The 18,610-nt window shown below is 56.3% G+C and carries 19 protein-coding genes; 10 read left to right on the plus strand and 9 right to left on the minus strand.

Features of this window, described 5'->3' with window-relative positions:
• Positions 1 to 34: 34 nt before the first annotated feature.
• The 5 genes from cmoB to M2422_RS01275 are packed head-to-tail and all read right to left on the minus strand — an operon-like array spanning position 35 to position 3,615.
• Positions 35 to 1,006, minus strand: coding sequence for a tRNA 5-methoxyuridine(34)/uridine 5-oxyacetic acid(34) synthase CmoB (gene cmoB, locus M2422_RS01255; protein WP_039263658.1), 972 nt, complete (start codon positions 1,004 to 1,006; stop codon positions 35 to 37).
• Entirely contained in the window at positions 1,003 to 1,746 is a 744-nt protein-coding gene (gene cmoA, locus M2422_RS01260; RefSeq protein WP_029741772.1) for a carboxy-S-adenosyl-L-methionine synthase CmoA, read from the minus strand. Before cmoA ends, cmoB begins: the two co-directional genes overlap by 4 nt.
• Positions 1,747 to 1,786: 40 nt before the next feature.
• Positions 1,787 to 2,182, minus strand: a complete 396-nt coding sequence (locus M2422_RS01265; protein ID WP_021240443.1) for an MAPEG family protein — start codon at positions 2,180 to 2,182, stop codon at positions 1,787 to 1,789.
• Positions 2,183 to 2,233: 51 nt separating this feature from the next.
• Complete coding sequence (locus tag M2422_RS01270) at positions 2,234 to 3,052, minus strand: DUF72 domain-containing protein (protein ID WP_033145853.1); 819 nt, start codon at positions 3,050 to 3,052, stop codon at positions 2,234 to 2,236.
• A complete protein-coding gene (locus M2422_RS01275) occupies positions 3,049 to 3,615 on the minus strand; it encodes a hydrolase (RefSeq protein WP_048979930.1) in 567 nt (188 codons plus the stop codon). The genes M2422_RS01270 and M2422_RS01275 overlap by 4 nt, the downstream gene beginning before the upstream one ends.
• A gap of 263 nt (positions 3,616 to 3,878) precedes the next feature.
• Between M2422_RS01275 and aspS the strand changes: the two genes are divergently transcribed.
• The 6 genes from aspS (at position 3,879) to ruvB (ending at position 9,134) form a co-directional block, all read left to right on the plus strand.
• Positions 3,879 to 5,651: an aspartate--tRNA ligase gene (aspS, locus tag M2422_RS01280; protein ID WP_023312238.1), complete on the plus strand. Its 1,773-nt coding sequence runs from the start codon at positions 3,879 to 3,881 to the stop codon at positions 5,649 to 5,651.
• A 1-nt stretch (position 5,652) separates the two neighbouring features.
• Positions 5,653 to 6,096 carry a dihydroneopterin triphosphate diphosphatase gene (nudB, locus tag M2422_RS01285; RefSeq protein WP_033145850.1) on the plus strand — a complete coding sequence of 148 codons (444 nt, stop codon included), beginning with the start codon at positions 5,653 to 5,655 and terminating at the stop codon, positions 6,094 to 6,096.
• 27 nt (positions 6,097 to 6,123) lie between these two features.
• Positions 6,124 to 6,864 (plus strand): YebC/PmpR family DNA-binding transcriptional regulator, encoded by a 741-nt coding sequence (locus M2422_RS01290; protein WP_008500447.1) that lies wholly within the window; start codon positions 6,124 to 6,126, stop codon positions 6,862 to 6,864.
• A 34-nt stretch (positions 6,865 to 6,898) separates the two neighbouring features.
• A complete protein-coding gene (gene ruvC, locus M2422_RS01295; protein WP_003859749.1) occupies positions 6,899 to 7,420 on the plus strand; it encodes a crossover junction endodeoxyribonuclease RuvC in 522 nt (173 codons plus the stop codon).
• An 80-nt stretch (positions 7,421 to 7,500) separates the two neighbouring features.
• Positions 7,501 to 8,115 (plus strand): Holliday junction branch migration protein RuvA, encoded by a 615-nt coding sequence (ruvA, locus tag M2422_RS01300; protein ID WP_023312236.1) that lies wholly within the window; start codon positions 7,501 to 7,503, stop codon positions 8,113 to 8,115.
• Positions 8,116 to 8,123: 8 nt separating this feature from the next.
• Positions 8,124 to 9,134, plus strand: coding sequence for a Holliday junction branch migration DNA helicase RuvB (gene ruvB, locus M2422_RS01305; RefSeq protein WP_023312235.1), 1,011 nt, complete (start codon positions 8,124 to 8,126; stop codon positions 9,132 to 9,134).
• Between the two features lie 59 nt (positions 9,135 to 9,193).
• Here the strand turns inward: ruvB and znuB are convergent, their stop codons facing one another.
• Together znuB and znuC are read right to left on the minus strand one after the other, a co-directional pair.
• The gene (gene znuB, locus M2422_RS01310; protein WP_029741768.1) at positions 9,194 to 9,979 is read right to left on the minus strand and encodes a zinc ABC transporter permease subunit ZnuB; all 786 of its coding nucleotides are present in this window, start codon (positions 9,977 to 9,979) and stop codon (positions 9,194 to 9,196) included.
• Positions 9,976 to 10,731 carry a zinc ABC transporter ATP-binding protein ZnuC gene (gene znuC, locus M2422_RS01315; protein WP_023312233.1) on the minus strand — a complete coding sequence of 252 codons (756 nt, stop codon included), beginning with the start codon at positions 10,729 to 10,731 and terminating at the stop codon, positions 9,976 to 9,978. Before znuC ends, znuB begins: the two co-directional genes overlap by 4 nt.
• Positions 10,732 to 10,808: 77 nt before the next feature.
• On the opposite strand from znuC, the gene znuA reads away from it, so the two are divergent.
• The 3 genes from znuA (at position 10,809) to lpxM (ending at position 14,181) form a co-directional block, all read left to right on the plus strand.
• Positions 10,809 to 11,753, plus strand: coding sequence for a zinc ABC transporter substrate-binding protein ZnuA (znuA, locus tag M2422_RS01320; protein ID WP_045404493.1), 945 nt, complete (start codon positions 10,809 to 10,811; stop codon positions 11,751 to 11,753).
• Between the two features lie 15 nt (positions 11,754 to 11,768).
• The gene (mepM, locus tag M2422_RS01325) at positions 11,769 to 13,088 is read left to right on the plus strand and encodes a murein DD-endopeptidase MepM (protein ID WP_024909694.1); all 1,320 of its coding nucleotides are present in this window, start codon (positions 11,769 to 11,771) and stop codon (positions 13,086 to 13,088) included.
• A 121-nt stretch (positions 13,089 to 13,209) separates the two neighbouring features.
• Complete coding sequence (gene lpxM, locus M2422_RS01330) at positions 13,210 to 14,181, plus strand: lauroyl-Kdo(2)-lipid IV(A) myristoyltransferase (protein WP_023312230.1); 972 nt, start codon at positions 13,210 to 13,212, stop codon at positions 14,179 to 14,181.
• A gap of 45 nt (positions 14,182 to 14,226) precedes the next feature.
• On the opposite strand, the gene pyk is transcribed toward lpxM, so the two are convergent.
• Entirely contained in the window at positions 14,227 to 15,669 is a 1,443-nt protein-coding gene (pyk, locus tag M2422_RS01335; RefSeq protein ID WP_039263653.1) for a pyruvate kinase, read from the minus strand.
• A gap of 140 nt (positions 15,670 to 15,809) precedes the next feature.
• Positions 15,810 to 16,679 (minus strand): MurR/RpiR family transcriptional regulator, encoded by an 870-nt coding sequence (locus M2422_RS01340; protein WP_023312229.1) that lies wholly within the window; start codon positions 16,677 to 16,679, stop codon positions 15,810 to 15,812.
• 356 nt (positions 16,680 to 17,035) lie between these two features.
• On the opposite strand from M2422_RS01340, the gene zwf reads away from it, so the two are divergent.
• On the plus strand, positions 17,036 to 18,511 hold the full coding sequence (zwf, locus tag M2422_RS01345; RefSeq protein ID WP_023312228.1) for a glucose-6-phosphate dehydrogenase: 1,476 nt from the start codon (positions 17,036 to 17,038) through the stop codon (positions 18,509 to 18,511).
• Positions 18,512 to 18,610: the final 99 nt, after the last annotated feature.

Consider the following 18,610-nt stretch of genomic DNA (forward strand, 5'->3'; position numbering starts at 1 on the left):
CCCCTATGGGGAGAGGGCCGGGGTGAGGGGAAAACTACGGCTTCGTCGCAATCAACACCGCACGCATCGGGGCCGGATAGCCTTCGATGGTTTTGCTGTGGTCGGCAGGGTCGAGGAACTGCTCCAGCGATTCGGTGATCATCCAGTCGGTGCGGCGCTGTTCCTCAATTGAGGTCACGCTGACGTCGGCAATCCGCACATCCACAAACCCGCACTTCTCCAGCCAGTTCTTCAGCGCCAGCGCGGAAGGGATGAAGTAAACGTTGCGCATCTGCGCGTAGCGATCGCCCGGGACCAGAACGGCATGTTCATCGCCTTCAATCACCAGCGTTTCCAGCACCAGCTCGCCGCCGCTGACCAGCTGATCCTTCAGCTGCCACAGGTGTTCAAGCGGGGAACGACGGTGGTACAGCACGCCCATGGAGAAGACGGTATCAAAGGCTTTCAGGGCAGGCAGTTGTTCAATGCCCAGCGGCAGCAGGTGCGCGCGCTGGTCGTTACCCAGCAGCTTACGCACCGCTTCAAACTGGCACAGGAACAGCTGCATAGGGTCAATACCTACCGCCAGATGCGCCCCCGCACCAATCATGCGCCACATGTGGTAACCGCTGCCGCAGCCCACGTCCAGAATGGTACGTCCGGTCAGGTCGGAAAGGTGGGGCAGCACGCGATCCCATTTCCAGTCCGAGCGCCATTCGGTATTGATGTTCACGCCGTAAAGTGAAAACGGCCCTTTGCGCCACGGCATCAGGTTACGCATCAGCGTTTCGATGCGGTTGATCTGCCCGGCCGGGAGCGGCTCTTCACTCTCGGCGGTTACGCTGTGGAGAAGATCCAGACGATGTGGGGTCAGTTCGGGCAGATACTCCACCGCGTTTGACCACTGCTTTAACAGGCCGTGCTGCTGATCGCGCTGCCAGGCGGCAATCTGCGCGGGCAAGGTTTCCAGCCAGTGGGAAAGCTGGTTTTTGGCAATCAGCTGATAGAAGTTGCTGAATTCGATCATGCGGATTCTCCCGCTTTCAGCGCCACCAGAGAGCCAAAGTTAAAGCACTGGAACCACAGTTCGCTGTGCTCAAAACCGGCTTTGCTCAGACGCGCTTTGTGGGTTTCTACGGAATCCGTCAGCATCACGTTTTCGAGCATGCTGCGCTTCTGGCTGATCTCCAGCTCGCTGTAGCCGTTCGCCCGTTTGAAATCGTGGTGCATATTGAACAGCAGTTCGCCAACCTCGGCATCTTCGAAGCTGAATTTCTCCGAGAGCACCAGCGCGCCGCCGGGATTCAGCCCCTGATAAATTTTGTCCAGCAGCAACTGGCGGTCTTCAGGCACCAGGAACTGCAAGGTGAAATTCAGCACCACCATCGAGGCGTTATTGATCTCAATCTCGCGGATATCGCCTTCCACCACGTCGACCGGAACAGGGGCTTTATACGCGTCAATGTGGCGACGGCAGCGCTCAACCATCGCCGGGGAGTTATCGACGGCAATGATTCGGCAGCCTTCGTGGTGAACGTTACGACGAACCGACAGCGTTGCCGCGCCGAGCGAGCAGCCCAGGTCATAGACCTGCGTGCCGGGTTGAACGAAGCGCTCAGCCAGCATGCCGATCATAGAGATAATATTGGAATAACCGGGAACAGAGCGCTGGATCATATCCGGGAAGACTTCGGCTACCCGTTCATCGAAGGTCCAGTCGCCCAGGCTGGCGATAGGCGCGGAAAAAAGCGTGTCGCGATCTGACATAACGTAAAAATCCGGGAAAAATAAAGTGGCGTATTGTGCGCTAATGGAGGGAGAAAACCAACTCCCACGGCATATACCACAGGTTAGCCAGCACCATCAGCAAAAGCGAACACCAGGTCGCACTCATGCCGGAACGACGCCAGCGGATTAAGCGGTGGTGAAAACCGTAATAGTGCATCAGGCGGCCAGCAATAAGAAGCAGGCCACAGATGTGCACCATCCAGGTTTCTGCGCCATTCATCTCCATAAAAAGCAGCAGGATTAAGGCTGCGGGGATGTATTCGACCGCGTTGCCATGAATGCGGATAGCACTTTGTAGCTCGGAAAACCCGCCGTCACCGTAAGAGACGCGGTACAGCGTTCTGAGGCGCACAACATCAAATGAAAACTTAATCAGCAGTAATGCACCTAACACCGCATACAGCGCGCTGACCATACAAACTCCCTGTTTTTGGCAGATGGCACTTCACTATGATAGGGGGTGATATCAGAAAAGAGAAGATTGTTGTGGGATGGAAGGGGCGCTGCCCACGGACGGCACCGCAGCCTGCAAGGCCTGCCACAGAGCATCGACCAGTTCGGGCGCCTGGGCGATATCCGGCGTGTGCAAAAAGAGATACGGCGTGGTGGTGTGTTCCCACTTCGCTAACGTTTGCAGCCAGACGGCGAACATCGCCTGATTTTGCTGCATGTTATCGCTGCCGATAAACCTGACCATTGGGTTATGCGCGGTCACGATGGCGTGGACCGGCACTTTGGGTTTTTTACGCTGAGCTTCAACGATGGCTTCGCTATGGGGGACAGCGCTGTGCACCGGCCGGCTATCGAGGATCACCCGGTTAACGGAACGCTCAAGCAGGCCGCGATTGAGCGCTTTTTCTGCTTCGCCCTTCGCAAAAAATTCAGGATGCCTGACTTCAACGCCGTAGGCGAATTCACGGGGCAGGGCATCCAGGAACTGCCAGAGCGCAGGTAAATCGCGCGGGCCAAACGTGGCGGGCAGCTGGATCCAGTACTGACCGATGCGGTTCGCCAGCGGCGACATGCGCGTAAAAAACTCTTCGGTCAAATCCCCGCAGTTGCGCAGCGCGGCCTGATGGGAAATGGTGGCCGGAAACTTAAAGCAGAAGCGGAAGTCGTCGGTCGTTTGTTCCCGCCAGCGCGTAACAATCTCGGCTTTGGGGAGCGCATACAGGGTGGTGTTACCCTCGACGCAGTTGAAGTGCCGGGCATATTCCTCAAGGCTGGTGATGCCAAGGCGCACCCATTTCGGGTGCGACCACTGGGGCAGGCCCACGTACATCATAGCGCGCTGACAATCTCATCCGTGCTGCGCACGCGGCCGATGCGCGGGAAGATATGGGTCATGCTGCCCTGGTGCTGTTCAGCGGAGGCCGCGCTGCAGGCATCTTCGGCAATCACCAGGTTAAAGCCCAGCTCCCACGCGTTGCGGGCGGTAGACTCCACGCCGATGTTGGTGGAAATGCCGCACAGGATGATGGTGTCGATGCCGCGACGGCGGAGCTGCAGCTCGAGATCGGTACCGTAAAATGCACCCCACTGGCGTTTGGTCACTTCGATGTCGCTGTCGCGTTTGCCGAGTGCGGCCGGGTACGTCCACCAGTTTTCAGGCAGGGCGCGTGCGGAAGCCTTTGCATCAACGGGCTGTTTTAACGCTTCGGCGTAATCAGCGGACCAGCCGACGCGCACCATGACAACAGGCGCACCGCTGGCACGACATGTTTCCGCCAGGCGAGCTGCGCGGCTGACCACATCATCCGCGGTATGCGGGCCGCCGGCGAAGGGCAGAATGCCTTCCTGTAAATCAATCACGACAAGTGCGGTTTTACTGGCATCAAGTGTTAACATCGTTACTCCCGTTAAATGAATCACTTCCGGACACCATACGACGTGATGGCCTGTTCCTGGGCGGATAATTTTGTTAATTTTTGTGAGAATGCGCAATAAGAGTGCAGCAAACGACCGCCTGGCCGTGGTTCGCTCTTATCGTCCGGCGGAATTTCCAGTATAATAGCCGCCTTTTTTCATCCAGTTGTGACATACAGAAAGCTGCGACATAGTAGCCTGCATACCAGGCGACATTTAGCCTGCGGCTAATTAAGGGATATCTCATGCGTACAGAATATTGCGGGCAGCTGCGTCAGTCCCACGTCGGACAGCAGGTCACCCTGTGTGGTTGGGTCAATCGTCGTCGTGATCTTGGTAGCCTTATCTTCATCGATATGCGCGACCGCGAAGGTATCGTCCAGGTGTTCTTCGACCCGGATCGCGCAGATGCGTTGAAGCTGGCCTCTGAGCTGCGTAATGAGTTCTGCATTCAGGTTACCGGCACCGTGCGCGCGCGTGACGAGAAAAACGTCAACGCCGACATGGCAACGGGCGCCATCGAAGTGCTGGCGTCCGATCTGGTGATCATCAACCGTGCAGAAGCGCTGCCGCTGGACTCCAACCACGTCAACACTGAAGAAGCGCGTCTGAAATACCGCTACCTGGATCTGCGTCGTCCGGAAATGGCTCAGCGCCTGAAAACCCGTGCGAAAATCACCAGCCTGGTGCGTCGCTTTATGGATGACCACGGTTTCCTCGACATCGAAACCCCAATGCTGACCAAAGCCACGCCGGAAGGCGCGCGCGATTACCTGGTCCCATCCCGCGTTCATAAAGGCAAATTCTACGCGCTGCCGCAGTCTCCACAGCTGTTCAAACAGCTGCTGATGATGTCCGGCTTCGATCGCTACTATCAGATCGTGAAATGCTTCCGCGACGAAGATCTGCGCGCTGACCGCCAGCCAGAATTTACCCAGATCGATGTGGAAACCTCCTTCATGACCGCCGAGCAGGTGCGTGAAGTGATGGAAGCTCTGGTGCGTAGCCTGTGGAACGACGTGAAAGGCGTTGAGCTGGGCGATTTCCCTATCATGACCTTCGCTGAAGCCGAGCGTCGTTACGGCTCTGACAAACCAGACCTGCGTAACCCGATGGAGCTGGTGGACGTAGCAGACCTGGTGAAAGGCGTTGAGTTTGCCGTCTTCGCTGGCCCGGCTAACGATCCTAAAGGCCGTGTGGCCGCCCTGCGTGTACCGGGCGGTGCGGCACTGAGCCGCAAGCAGATCGACGACTACGGCAACTTCATCAAGATCTACGGTGCGAAAGGTCTGGCCTATATTAAAGTGACCGAGCGTGCGAAAGGTCTGGAAGGCATCACCAGCCCGGTAGCGAAATTCCTTAACGCGGACATCGTGGAAGCGATCCTTGAGCGCACTGGCGCGCAGGACGGCGACATGATCTTCTTCGGCGCAGACAACAAGAAAGTCGTGGCGGATGCGATGGGCGCGCTGCGTCTGAAGCTCGGCAAAGACCTGAGCCTGACCGACGAAAACAAATGGGCGCCGCTGTGGGTTATCGACTTCCCAATGTTTGAAGACGACGGTGAAGGCGGCCTGACCGCAATGCACCACCCGTTCACCTCGCCAAAAGACATGACGGCGGCAGAGCTGAAAGCGGCACCGGAAGATGCGGTCGCCAACGCTTATGACATGGTCATCAACGGCTACGAAGTGGGCGGCGGTTCCGTGCGTATTCACAGCGGCGAAATGCAGCAGACCGTGTTCGGCATTCTGGGCATCAACGAGCAGGAGCAGCGCGAGAAGTTCGGCTTCCTGCTGGACGCCCTGAAATACGGTACGCCCCCGCACGCGGGCCTGGCCTTCGGTCTTGACCGACTGACCATGCTGCTGACCGGCACCGATAACATTCGTGATGTTATTGCCTTCCCGAAAACCACTGCCGCAGCGTGTCTGATGACCGAGGCGCCAAGCTTTGCCAACCCGGCCTCTCTGGCCGAGCTGGGCATTGAAGTGGTGAAGAAGGAAGAGAAAAACTGATATGGCATATAAGCTTCCCGTTTCGGTCCTGGTGGTCATTTATGCAGAAGACACGAAGCGGGTGCTGATGTTGCAGCGGCGCGATGACCCTGATTTCTGGCAGTCGGTTACCGGCAGTCTGGAAGAGGGGGAAACCGCGTCGCAGGCCGCCGCGCGCGAAGTAAAGGAAGAGGTCACCATTGACGTTGCCCGCGAGCAACTGACCCTGAAGGACTGCCAGCGCACGGTGGAGTTTGAAATTTTTAGCCATTTACGTCATCGCTACGCGCCGGGTACCGAGCGCAATACGGAGTCGTGGTTCTGTCTCGCGCTCCCCCATGAACGGGAGATCGTGTTTACCGAACACCTGACCTACCGCTGGGTGAATGCGGCGGATGCCGCCGCACTGACCAAGTCGTGGAGCAACCGGCAGGCGATTGAAGAATTTGTAATTAACGCAGCCTGAGAAGGCGCGATTTTTGGAGAACTTTTTATGGCAGGTCATAGTAAGTGGGCCAACACCAAACACCGCAAAGCGGCACAGGATGCCAAGCGCGGTAAGATCTTTACCAAAATCATTCGCGAGCTGGTGACAGCAGCGCGTCTGGGCGGCGGCGACCCGGCATCTAACCCGCGTCTGCGCGCGGCGGTAGATAAAGCGCTGTCTAACAACATGACGCGCGACACCCTGAACCGTGCAATCGCACGTGGCGTGGGCGGTGATGAAGACGCGAACATGGAAACCATCATTTATGAAGGTTACGGCCCTGGCGGTACTGCGGTGATGGTTGAGTGTCTGTCCGACAACCGTAACCGTACCGTTGCGGAAGTGCGCCACGCGTTCACCAAAACCGGTGGCAACCTGGGCACTGACGGTTCCGTTGCTTACCTGTTCAGCAAAAAAGGCGTCATCTCCTTCGAGAAAGGCGACGAAGATGCGATCATGGAAGCGGCGCTGGAAGCCGGTGCGGAAGACGTGGTGACCTTCGATGACGGTGCTATCGACGTTTATACCGCGTGGGAAGAGATGGGTGCCGTGCGCGACGCGCTGGAAGCGGCTGGCCTGAAAGCGGACAACGCTGAAGTGTCCATGATCCCGTCCACCAAAGCGGACATGGATGCGGAAACGGCACCGAAACTGCTGCGTCTGATCGACATGCTCGAAGACTGCGACGACGTGCAGGAAGTGTACCACAACGGTGAAATCTCTGATGAGGTTGCAGCGACTCTCTGATGAGAGCCTGTAAACCGTTTACGGGAGACGCGTGATGTCGATTATTCTCGGGATTGACCCAGGCTCACGCGTCACCGGTTATGGCGTTATCCGTCAGGTGGGACGCCAGTTAACCTACCTGGGCAGCGGCTGTATTCGCACCAAAGTGGACGATCTTCCTTCGCGCCTGAAGCTCATTTATGCGGGCGTGTCGGAGATCATCACCCAGTTTCAGCCGGACTATTTCGCCATCGAGCAGGTCTTTATGGCGAAAAACGCCGATTCAGCGCTAAAGCTCGGTCAGGCGCGCGGTGTCGCCATCGTCGCTGCCGTGAACCAGGATTTGCCGGTATTCGAATACGCGGCACGTCAGGTCAAGCAGACGGTGGTGGGCATTGGGAGCGCGGAGAAAAGCCAGGTGCAGCATATGGTGCGTACCCTGCTGAAGCTTCCCGCGAACCCGCAGGCCGACGCCGCGGATGCGCTGGCGATTGCGATTACCCACTGTCACGTCAGCCAGAACGCGATGCAAATGAGCGAGTCGCGGCTCAATCTGGCGCGAGGCAGGTTACGATAATCAGAAATCAGGCTGGATAAACATCCAGCCTTTTTTTATTATGTCGGCAGTTAATTTCTCCCAGAACGCAGGAGCGTCACGTGATAGGCAGACTCAGAGGCATCATCATTGAAAAACAGCCCCCGTTAGTGCTGCTGGAAGTGGGTGGCGTGGGCTATGAAGTCCATATGCCGATGACCTGCTTCTACGAGCTGCCGGACGCGGGCAAAGAGGCGATTGTCTTTACCCAGTTTGTGGTGCGTGAAGATGCCCAACTGCTTTACGGATTCAATAACAAGCAGGAACGCACCCTGTTCCGCGAGCTGATTAAAACCAACGGCGTCGGTCCGAAGCTGGCGCTGGCGATTTTGTCCGGCATGTCGGCACCACAGTTCGTGAATGCCGTTGAGCGCGAAGATCCTGCGGCGCTGATTAAGCTTCCGGGCATTGGTAAGAAAACCGCCGAGCGCCTGATTGTCGAGATGAAAGACCGCTTTAAAGGTCTGCATGGCGATCTGTTCACTCCGGCTGCCGATTTGGTACTGACCTCTCCCGGTGGCCCTGCGACGGATGATGACGCCGAGCAGGAAGCGGTTGCCGCGCTGGTGGCGCTGGGCTATAAACCTCAGGAGGCCAGCCGTATGGTGAGCAAAATTGCCAAACCGGACGCCAGCAGTGAAACCCTGATTCGTGAAGCGCTGCGCGCTGCATTGTGAGGTAAAGGATGATTGAAGCAGACCGCCTGGTGTCGGCAGGCACTATTCAGGCAGATGACGTGGTGGATCGCGCGATCCGCCCAAAACTGCTTGATGAGTATATCGGCCAGCCGCAGGTTCGTTCCCAGATGGAGATTTTCATCCAGGCGGCAAAGCTGCGCGGCGATGCGCTCGATCACCTGCTTATTTTTGGCCCTCCCGGTTTAGGCAAAACCACGCTGGCGAATATCGTTGCCAATGAAATGGGCGTCAACCTGCGCACCACCTCCGGCCCCGTGTTGGAGAAGGCGGGCGATCTCGCGGCGATGTTGACCAACCTCGAACCGCATGACGTGCTGTTTATCGATGAGATCCACCGCCTGTCGCCGGTGGTGGAGGAAGTGCTCTATCCGGCGATGGAAGATTACCAGCTGGATATCATGATCGGTGAAGGCCCGGCCGCGCGCTCCATCAAAATCGATCTGCCGCCCTTTACCCTGATTGGCGCCACCACCCGCGCCGGGTCGTTGACCTCTCCGCTGCGCGACCGTTTCGGCATCGTGCAGCGTCTCGAGTTTTACCAGGTGGCGGACCTCCAGCACATCGTTGGCCGTAGCGCCCGCTATATGGGGCTCGAAATGAGCGAAGAGGGCGCGTTTGAAGTGGCGAAGCGTTCCCGCGGTACGCCACGTATCGCCAACCGCCTGCTGCGCCGCGTGCGTGACTTTGCCGAGGTGAAGCACGATGGCTCGATTTCCGCGGAGATCGCCGCTCAGGCGCTGGATATGCTGAACGTCGATGCTGAAGGCTTTGACTACATGGACCGTAAACTGCTGCTGGCGGTGCTGGATAAGTTCTTTGGCGGCCCTGTCGGGCTGGATAACCTGGCGGCGGCAATCGGTGAAGAGCGTGAGACGATTGAAGATGTGCTGGAGCCGTATCTGATCCAGCAGGGCTTCCTGCAACGCACCCCGCGTGGACGTATGGCAACGGTGCGGGCGTGGAATCATTTCGGCATTACGCCACCGGCAATGCCGTAATGTTTTGTTCCCTCTCCCCGAGGGAGAGGGCCACGGTGAGGGCTTCAGCGCCCTCCATGTTAATTCGCGGTCTTCTTCATCATACTGAAGATAAACAGCACCGCCGCACTTAGCACCACTGACGGCCCCGCAGGCGTGTCATAAAACGCCGAGAACGTTAACCCACCCGTTACCGCAATCATTCCGATAATCACGGCTACGCCAGCCATCTGCTCCGGCGTACGGGCAAAACGACGCGCCGTGGCGGCTGGGATGATCAGCAGCGACGTAATGATCAGCGCGCCGACAAACTTCATTGCGACACCAATCGTTAACGCCGTCACGAGCATCAGCAGCAGTTTTACGCGCTGCAGCTTCACGCCGTCGACAAATGCCAGATCCGGACTGACGGTCATGGCCAGTAAATTCCGCCACTGCCAGAGCAGAATAGCGAGCACCACCACCACGCCAACGGCGATAGCGATGAGATCTTCCGGCGTCACGGCCAGCAGGTCGCCGAAGAGGTAGGCCATCAGATCCACGCGGATGTTCGACATCAGGCTGACCACCACCAGGCCCAGAGACAGGGCACTGTGCGCCATAATGCCAAGCAGCGTATCAATGGCGAGGTGAGGGCGTTTTTCGAGCCAGACCAGACCGGCGGCCAGCAGCAGCGTGACCACAATCACCGCGTAGAAGGGGTTCACATCCAGCAGCAGACCAAAGGCAACGCCCAGCAGAGACGCATGCGCCAGGGTATCGCCAAAATAGGACATTCTGCGCCAGACAACAAACGAGCCGAGCGGGCCCGCGGCGCAGGCAAGCATAATCCCGGCCAGCCAGCCGGGCAGTAACAGTTCAATCATGAGTGTCCATTTCCCCGACGCAGTACGATTCGTCCCTGTAAATCATGGCGATGATTATGATGATGACGGTAAATACCCAGCTGTTCAGCGCCGCGTGGGCCGAACATGGAGATAAACTCCGGGTGCATTGACACCACTTCAGGCGTACCGGAGCAGCAGATATGGTGGTTGAGGCACAGCACTTCGTCGGTTTTTGCCATCACCAGATGCAGGTCGTGCGACACCATCAGCACGGCGCAATCAAGCTCCCGACGGAGCTGGTCGATCAAATCATAAAGCGCAACCTGACCATTCACATCCACACCCTGAGTTGGTTCATCCAGTACCAGCAGCTGCGGGCTGCTCAGCAGCGCGCGGGCAAGTAAAACACGCTGAGTTTCACCGCCGGACAGTTTTTGCAGCGGCGCATCGACAAGATGGCCCGCCTGCACGCGTTTCAGCGCCGGGAGAATATCGGCTTTACGGGTGCCGGGGCGCAGACGCAGGAAACGGCTGACCGTCAGCGGCAGCGTTGCGTCGAGATGAAGTTTTTGCGGCACATAGCCAATACGCAATTTTTCCTCGCGCTTAATCACGCCTTCATCGGGTGCGACCAGACCCAGCACCACGCGCACCAGGGTGGATTTGCCTGCGCCATTGGGGCCGAGCAGCGTCAGAATTTTGCCGGGCTTCAGATCGAGCGACACGTCAGAGAGGACGCGGCGCTGCCCGAATGAGACCGAAATATTTTCAAGAGAAACCAATGTCGTCATGTCATTTTAAGCTTGAAGAAGTCAACGAATGTTATAATATCACATTCCACGCATTCACTACGATGATTAGTCGCATTATGTTACATAAAAATACGCTTCTTTTCGCAGCATTATCCGCTGCTCTTTGGGGTACAACCGCACAAGATGTTAACGCTGCGGTTGTCGCTTCGCTTAAACCACTCGGATTCATCGCGTCGGCCATTGCCGACGGGGTAACGGAAACCCAGGTTCTGCTCCCTGATGGTGCATCTGAGCATGACTATTCCCTGCGCCCGTCAGATGTAAAACGCTTACAAAACGCGGACTTAGTCGTCTGGATTGGTCCTGAAATGGAAGCGTTTATGCAAAAGTCAGCAAAACAGGTTGCTGGCGAAAAACAGGTCGCGATTGCCGAACTCTCCGGCGTGAAACCGTTGCTCATGAAAGGGGCGGATGACGACGGCGACGAACATGACCATCATGCCGCAGACGGCGAAAAAGGTGATGGAGATCACCATCACGGCGAGTACAACATGCATCTTTGGTTATCCCCAGAGATAGCGCGGCTTTCAGCGGTTGCAATCCACGACAAATTAGTGGAACTTATGCCGCAAAGTCGAGCCAAACTAGACGCCAACCTGAAGGATTTTGAGGCACAATTAGCCGCAACCGATAAGCAGGTTGGTAATGAGCTCGCACCGTTGAAAGGTAAAGGGTATTTCGTTTTTCATGACGCCTACGGCTATTACGAAAAACACTACGGTTTGACCCCACTGGGCCACTTCACCGTCAACCCTGAAATTCAGCCTGGTGCGCAGCGTTTACATGAAATCAGAACACAGTTGGTTGAGCAAAAAGCGACATGCGTTTTTGCTGAGCCACAGTTCAGGCCAGCGGTCGTAGAAGCCGTGGCCAGGGGAACATCCGTGCGCATGGGAACCCTTGACCCGCTAGGTACGAATATCCAGTTGAGCAAAGCGAGCTATTCGCAGTTCCTCAGCCAACTGGCGAACCAGTATGCGAGCTGCCTGAAAGGAGATTAACGAGGAAGTGAATACGTGCAACAGATAGCCCGCTCTGTCGCCCTGGCATTTAACAATCTGCCACGACCCCACCGCGTTATGCTGGGGTCGCTTACAGTTCTCACCTTAGCGGTCGCCGTCTGGCGGCCCTATGTTTACCACCCGAGTTCTGCCCCTATCATTAAAACCATTGAGCTTGAAAAGAGCGAAATCCGTTCTTTGCTGCCTGAAGCCAGTGAGCCTATCGACCAGGCGGCTCAGGAAGATGAAGCCATCCCGCAGGATGAGCTGGACGATAAAACCGAGAACGAGGCGGGTATCCACGAATATGTTGTCTCTACCGGGGATACGCTGAGCAGCGTGCTGAACCAGTACGGCATCGACATGGGCAATATCAGCCAGCTGGCGGCTGCGGATAAAGATCTTCGTAACCTGAAAATCGGACAACAGCTCTCCTGGACTTTAACGGCGGATGGCGATCTCCAGCGTCTGACCTGGGAAATGTCCCGCCGCGAAACCCGCACCTACGATCGCACTGCAAACGGTTTCAAAATGACCAGCGAAATGCAGAAGGGTGACTGGGTTAACAGCGTTCTGAAAGGTACCGTGGGCGCGAGCTTTGTCTCCAGCGCGCGCGATGCAGGCCTGACCAGCGCTGAAATCAGCTCGGTGATCAAAGCCATGCAGTGGCAGATGGATTTCCGCAAGCTGAAGAAGGGCGATGAGTTCTCCGTCCTGATGTCCCGCGAAATGCTGGACGGCAAGCGCGAGCAAAGCCAGCTGTTGGGCGTACGTCTGCGCTCCGAAGGCAAAGATTACTACGCAATTCGTGCCGAAGACGGTAAGTTCTATGACCGCAGCGGTACGGGCCTTGCGAAAGGCTTCCTGCGCTTCCCGACGGCAAAACAGTTCCGCGTCTCCTCGAACTTTAACCCGCGTCGTCTGAACCCTGTAACCGGGCGCGTCGCGCCGCACCGTGGCGTTGACTTTGCCATGCCGCAGGGCACGCCGGTACTGGCGGTTGGCGATGGTGAAGTGGTGGTGGCCAAGCGTAGCGGTGCCGCCGGATATTATGTCGCGGTACGTCATGGTCGTACTTATACGACCCGCTATATGCACCTGCGTAAGCTGCTGGTGAAGCCGGGCCAGAAGGTGAAGCGTGGTGACCGTATCGCGATCTCCGGCAATACCGGACGCTCTACCGGCCCGCACCTGCACTATGAAGTGTGGATCAACCAGCAGGCCGTGAACCCGCTGACGGCGAAACTGCCGCGCACCGAAGGCCTGACAGGTAAAGATCGTACTGATTATCTGGCGCAGGTGAAAGAGGTGATGCCGCAGCTGAGCTTAAACTAAGCCCTCTGTTTTTGTTAAAAAAGCCGGCGCACACTGACGCCGGCTTTTTCTTTTGTGCGTGGACGACTGCCTCGCTACACTATCTGAATAAAATTTTGCGTCATCAGACCCTGGATCCAGCATGGAAACCAAAAAAAACAATATTGAATACATTCCTGAGTTTGAAAAATCCTTCCGCCATCCGCGCAACTGGGGCGCCTGGCTTGGTGTCTACGCCTTTGCGGGGATGGCGATGCTGCCTGCCTCTGTTCGCGATCCCGTTCTGGGGAAAATTGGCCGTCTGGCCGGGCGTTTAGGCAAGAGCGCCCGCCGCCGCGCGCAGATCAACCTCTATTACTGTTTTCCTGAGAAAAGCGACGCCGAGCGCGAGGCAATCATTGATGAGATGTATACCACCGCGCCGCAGGCAATGGCGATGATGGCGGAACTGGCGCTGAAAGGGCCGGATAAAATCGTCGATCGCGTTGACTGGAAAGGGCTGGACATCATCGAGGAGATGCGCCGCAATGACGAGAAAGTCATTTTCCTTGTTCCCCACGGCTGGGGCGTTGATATTCCGGCGATGCTGATGGCGTCTCAGGGCCAGAAAATGGCGGCGATGTTCCATAACCAGGGAAATAAAATCTACGATTTTGTCTGGAATACGGTGCGTCGTCGTTTTGGCGGACGTTTGCATGCGCGTAACGATGGCATTAAGCCCTTCATTCAGTCGGTGCGTCAGGGGTACTGGGGCTACTATCTGCCGGATCAGGACCACGGCCCAGAGCACAGCGAGTTTGTCGATTTCTTTGCGACCTATAAAGCGACGCTCCCCGCGATTGGTCGCCTGATGAAAGTCTGTCGTGCCCGCGTGATCCCGCTGTTCCCGGTCTATGACGGCAAAACGCATCGCCTGAGTATTGAGGTCCGTCCGCCGATGGATGATCTGCTGACCGCGGACGACCACACCATTGCGCGTCGAATGAACGAAGAGGTGGAAATCCTGGTGGGGCCGCATGCCGAACAGTACACGTGGATCCTGAAGCTGCTTAAAACGCGTAAGCCGGGTGAAACTGAGCCCTATAAACGCAAAGAGCTTTATCCGCGGAAATAATAAAAGCCCTCTCCATCTGGAGAGGGCTTTTTAACACAGACATTATTACTCGACGGTCATAACGCGCGTGGTGTTGGTTGAGCCGATGGTGCTCATCACGTCGCCCTGGGTCACAATGACGATATCACCGGACACCAGATAGCCTTTGTCGCGCAGCAGGTTTACGGCATCGTGCGCCGCAGCTACGCCGTCACTGGTGCTGTCGAAGTGAACCGGCGTCACGCCGCGGTACAGCGCCGTCAGGTTCAGGGTACGTTCGTGACGGGACATGGCGAAGATCGGCAGACCAGAGCTGATACGAGAGGTCATCAGCGCGGTGCGGCCAGATTCGGTCATGGTGATGATCGCGGTAACGCCCTTCAGATGGTTTGCCGCATACATCGCAGACATCGCAATCGCTTCTTCCACGTTGTCAAACTGCACGTCCAGACGGTGTTTAGAAACGTTGATGCTTGGGATCTTTTCAGCGCCCAGGCAGACGCGCGCCATGGCGGCCACGGTTTCTGCCGGATACTGGCCCGCAGCGGTTTCCGCAGAGAGCATCACCGCATCGGTACCGTCCAGCACGGCGTTCGCCACGTCCATGACTTCTGCACGGGTTGGCATTGGGTTGGTGATCATCGATTCCATCATCTGAGTGGCGGTGATCACCGCGCGGTTCAGCTGACGTGCGCGACGAATCAGCGCTTTCTGGATCCCTACCAGCTCAGGGTCGCCAATCTCCACGCCCAGGTCACCGCGCGCAACCATTACCACGTCGGACGCGAGGATCACATCGTCCATGGCATCCTGATCGCAAACGGCTTCCGCTCGTTCAACTTTCGCGACGATTTTAGCATCGCAGCCTGCATCACGCGCCAGACGACGCGCATAGTTCAGATCTTCGCCGCAGCGCGGGAAGGAGACAGCCAGGTAGTCAACGCCGATCAGCGCAGCCGTCACGATGTCCGCTTTGTCTTTATCGGTAAGCGCTTCTGCAGAGAGGCCGCCACCCAGTTTGTTGATGCCTTTATTGTTGGAGAGCGGGCCGCCGACGGTGACTTCGGTGAACACTTTCATGCCCTGAACTTCCAGCACCTTCAGCTGTACGCGACCGTCGTCGAGCAGCAGGATATCGCCTGGCACCACGTCAGCCGGCAGGCCTTTATAGTCGATACCGACTTTCTCTTTATCGCCTTCGCCTTTGCCCAGGTTGGCATCAAGCAGGAATTTGTCGCCGATATTGAGGAAAACCTTACCCTCTTTAAAGGTCGATACACGAATTTTTGGACCCTGCAAATCGCCGAGGATAGCAACGTGGCGGCCCAGTTTGGCTGCGATTTCACGCACTTTATCGGCACGTAATTTATGGTCTTCTGGCGTACCGTGAGAGAAGTTCATACGCACCACGTTGGCGCCGGCGGCGATAATTTTCTCAAGATTATTATCGCGGTCGGTGGCCGGGCCTAAGGTGGTTACGATCTTGGTTCTGCGAAGCCTTCTGGACATGTAATACTCCGTTGACTGAAACAACTTTGGTGTTGCGTGAACATTGAATCGGCCTTCATCTGCTGCAAGGCAGCGGAGAGGGGACCGAATGCCGTAAATCGTTACATCGTAATTATTGGTTACGTCTTCGTTATCAACTATCAGGGAACATCGCTCTTTATAAGCAATTCTTTATCAAAACGCGATTCCTTCAGCGCTTCCTTGACCCGCTTCAAGTTATCCCGGAATTTTGCGCCCCGACGCAAGGTAAAACCGGTTGCCAGCACGTCAATCACGGTGAGCTGCGCCAGTCGGGAGACCATCGGCATATAAATGTCGGTGTCTTCCGGCACGTCGAGAGTGATCGCCAGCGTCGCTTCACGCGCCAGCGGCGTACCTGCCGTGGTGAGGGCAATCACCATGGCATCGTTTTCACGGGCCAGCTGTGCCAGCTCTACCTGACTCTTGGTGCGGCCAGTGTGCGAAATCAGTACCACGACGTCATCTTCACTGCAATTCATACAGCTCATGCGTTGCAGCACAATGTCATCGGAATAAATAACCGGGACGTTAAAGCGGAAAAATTTATTCATGGCGTCATGCGCCACGGCGGCCGACGACCCGAGACCAAAGAACGCAATCCGCTTGGCCTGGGTGAGCAAATCCACCGCGCGATTCACGGAACTCATGTCAAGAGACTGGCGCACGTGGTCAAGCGAAGCCATGGCCGATTCAAAAATTTTCGCGGTATAGGCATCAACGCTGTCGTCTTCATCCACATTACGATTAACATATGGGGTGCCGTTAGCCAGACTTTGTGCCAGATGCAGTTTAAAATCAGGAAAGCCGCGCGTTTCCAGGCTGCGGCAAAAGCGATTGACCGTCGGTTCGCTAACACCCGCTTCCTGTGCCAGAGCGGCGATGCTTGAATGAATCGCCTGAGCGGGGGAGGCGAGAATGACCTCGGCCACTTTTCGCTCGGATTTGCTAAGGTGTTCCAGTTGAAACTGGATTTTTTCCAGCATGTTCATGTTAACAGGACGCTCATGGGTGTAAACGATTTCATAAATTGATGAAATCGTGATTCGATTTAGCCGATATTACCCTTGTGGCTTCCATTAAGGGTAACAATCGACAAGATAATGTTGTTGTTTTTTTTCATTACTTGATCGGTGTCGGGTTTTGCTGTGACCCCGTTGCGCAAAGAAACGACGGTTGTTGCGTCATTGCGCCGTCGTAATCCTCCAAAGGGGGAAAAATCGCGTTATCGCACGCGACGATAAGCGCTAATGGTTTCGGGAATGACGTAAAAGCAGTACAGTGCATTGTAATAAAATTACAACGATACCTGGCAGAAGTACCAGGTGATCCAACTGAGGAGAATGACATGGCGGTAACGCAAACAGCCCAGGCATGTGACCTGGTCATTTTCGGCGCGAAAGGCGACCTTGCACGCCGAAAATTGCTGCCTTCCCTGTATCAACTGGAGAAAGCGGGCCAAATTCATCCGGATACCCGTATCCTGGGTGTCGGGCGCGCCGACTGGGATAAGGACGCTTATACCAAAGTCGTCCGCGAGGCGCTCGAAACTTTCATGAAGGAAAAAATTGATGAAAGTTTGTGGGATACCCTGAGTGGACGCCTCGATTTCTGCAACCTGGACGTCAACGACGTCAGCGCGTTTACCCGCTTAGGCGCGATGCTGGATCAGAAAAACCGTGTCACCATTAACTATTTCGCCATGCCGCCAAGCACCTTCGGCGCCATCTGCAAAGGTCTGGGTGAAGCCAAACTGAACGCCAAACCGGCGCGCGTCGTGATGGAAAAGCCGCTGGGTACGTCGCTGGCAACCTCGCGTGAAATCAACGACCAGGTGGGCGAGTTCTTTGAAGAGTGCCAGGTCTACCGTATCGACCACTATCTCGGTAAAGAGACGGTACTGAACCTGCTGGCGCTGCGTTTCGCTAACTCCCTGTTTGTGAATAACTGGGACAACCGCACTATCGACCACGTGGAAATCACCGTGGCGGAAGAGGTGGGGATTGAAGGTCGCTGGGGTTACTTTGACCAGGCCGGTCAGATGCGCGACATGATCCAGAACCACCTGCTGCAAATTCTGTGCATGATTGCCATGTCTCCACCGTCTGACCTGACGGCTGACAGCATCCGTGATGCAAAAGTGAAAGTGCTGAAGTCACTGCGCCGCATCGATCGCTCCAACGTGCGTGAGAAGACCGTCCGCGGCCAGTACACCGCCGGGTTTGCGCAAGGCAAAAAAGTGCCGGGCTACCTGGAAGAAGAGGGCGCTAACAAGTCCAGCAACACCGAGACGTTCGTGGCGATCCGCGTGGATATCGACGATTGGCGCTGGGCGGGCGTTCCGTTCTACCTGCGCACCGGTAAACGTCTGCCAGCCAAATGTTCCGAAGTGGTGGTTTACTTCAAAAACCCGGAACTGAACCTGTTCAAAGAGTCCTGGCAGGAACTGCCGCAGAACAAGCTGACTATTCGTCTGCAGCCGGACGAAGGGGTGGATATCCAGATCCTGAACAAAGTGCCGGGGCTGGATCATAAACACAACCTGCAGACCACCAAGCTGGATCTGAGCTACTCCGAAACCTTTAACCAGACGCACCTGGCCGATGCTTACGAGCGTCTGCTGCTGGAAACCATGCGCGGTATCCAGGCGCTGTTTGTGCGCCGCGATGAAGTGGAAGAGGCGTGGAAATGGGTCGACTCCATCACCGAAGCCTGGGCGGCCGATCAGGATGCGCCAAAACCGTATCAGGCGGGTACATGGGGACCTGTCGCGTCGGTGGCGATGATCACCCGCGATGGCCGCTCCTGGAACGAGTTTGAGTAAGATAATCCTCTAGCTCGAAAGTGTTATTTTACCGGTAACATGATCTAACACAGCTAGTGGCACAATTTTCAACTTTTAAGCTCCGCGTGGATTCACCCG

Source organism: Enterobacter sp. SLBN-59, from assembly GCF_024807915.1.
Lineage (GTDB): Bacteria > Pseudomonadota > Gammaproteobacteria > Enterobacterales > Enterobacteriaceae > Enterobacter > Enterobacter asburiae_B.

Coding starts and splice junctions, on each gene's coding strand:
- cmoB (WP_039263658.1), bottom strand. CDS start 1,006: ATGATCGAATTCAGCAACTTCTATCAGCTGATTGCCAAAAACCAGCTT.
- cmoA (WP_029741772.1), bottom strand. CDS start 1,746: ATGTCAGATCGCGACACGCTTTTTTCCGCGCCTATCGCCAGCCTGGGC.
- M2422_RS01265 (WP_021240443.1), bottom strand. CDS start 2,182: ATGGTCAGCGCGCTGTATGCGGTGTTAGGTGCATTACTGCTGATTAAG.
- M2422_RS01270 (WP_033145853.1), bottom strand. CDS start 3,052: ATGATGTACGTGGGCCTGCCCCAGTGGTCGCACCCGAAATGGGTGCGC.
- M2422_RS01275 (WP_048979930.1), bottom strand. CDS start 3,615: ATGTTAACACTTGATGCCAGTAAAACCGCACTTGTCGTGATTGATTTA.
- aspS (WP_023312238.1), top strand. CDS start 3,879: ATGCGTACAGAATATTGCGGGCAGCTGCGTCAGTCCCACGTCGGACAG.
- nudB (WP_033145850.1), top strand. CDS start 5,653: ATGGCATATAAGCTTCCCGTTTCGGTCCTGGTGGTCATTTATGCAGAA.
- M2422_RS01290 (WP_008500447.1), top strand. CDS start 6,124: ATGGCAGGTCATAGTAAGTGGGCCAACACCAAACACCGCAAAGCGGCA.
- ruvC (WP_003859749.1), top strand. CDS start 6,899: ATGTCGATTATTCTCGGGATTGACCCAGGCTCACGCGTCACCGGTTAT.
- ruvB (WP_023312235.1), top strand. CDS start 8,124: ATGATTGAAGCAGACCGCCTGGTGTCGGCAGGCACTATTCAGGCAGAT.
- znuB (WP_029741768.1), bottom strand. CDS start 9,979: ATGATTGAACTGTTACTGCCCGGCTGGCTGGCCGGGATTATGCTTGCC.
- znuC (WP_023312233.1), bottom strand. CDS start 10,731: ATGACGACATTGGTTTCTCTTGAAAATATTTCGGTCTCATTCGGGCAG.
- znuA (WP_045404493.1), top strand. CDS start 10,809: ATGTTACATAAAAATACGCTTCTTTTCGCAGCATTATCCGCTGCTCTT.
- lpxM (WP_023312230.1), top strand. CDS start 13,210: ATGGAAACCAAAAAAAACAATATTGAATACATTCCTGAGTTTGAAAAA.
- pyk (WP_039263653.1), bottom strand. CDS start 15,669: ATGTCCAGAAGGCTTCGCAGAACCAAGATCGTAACCACCTTAGGCCCG.
- M2422_RS01340 (WP_023312229.1), bottom strand. CDS start 16,679: ATGAACATGCTGGAAAAAATCCAGTTTCAACTGGAACACCTTAGCAAA.
- zwf (WP_023312228.1), top strand. CDS start 17,036: ATGGCGGTAACGCAAACAGCCCAGGCATGTGACCTGGTCATTTTCGGC.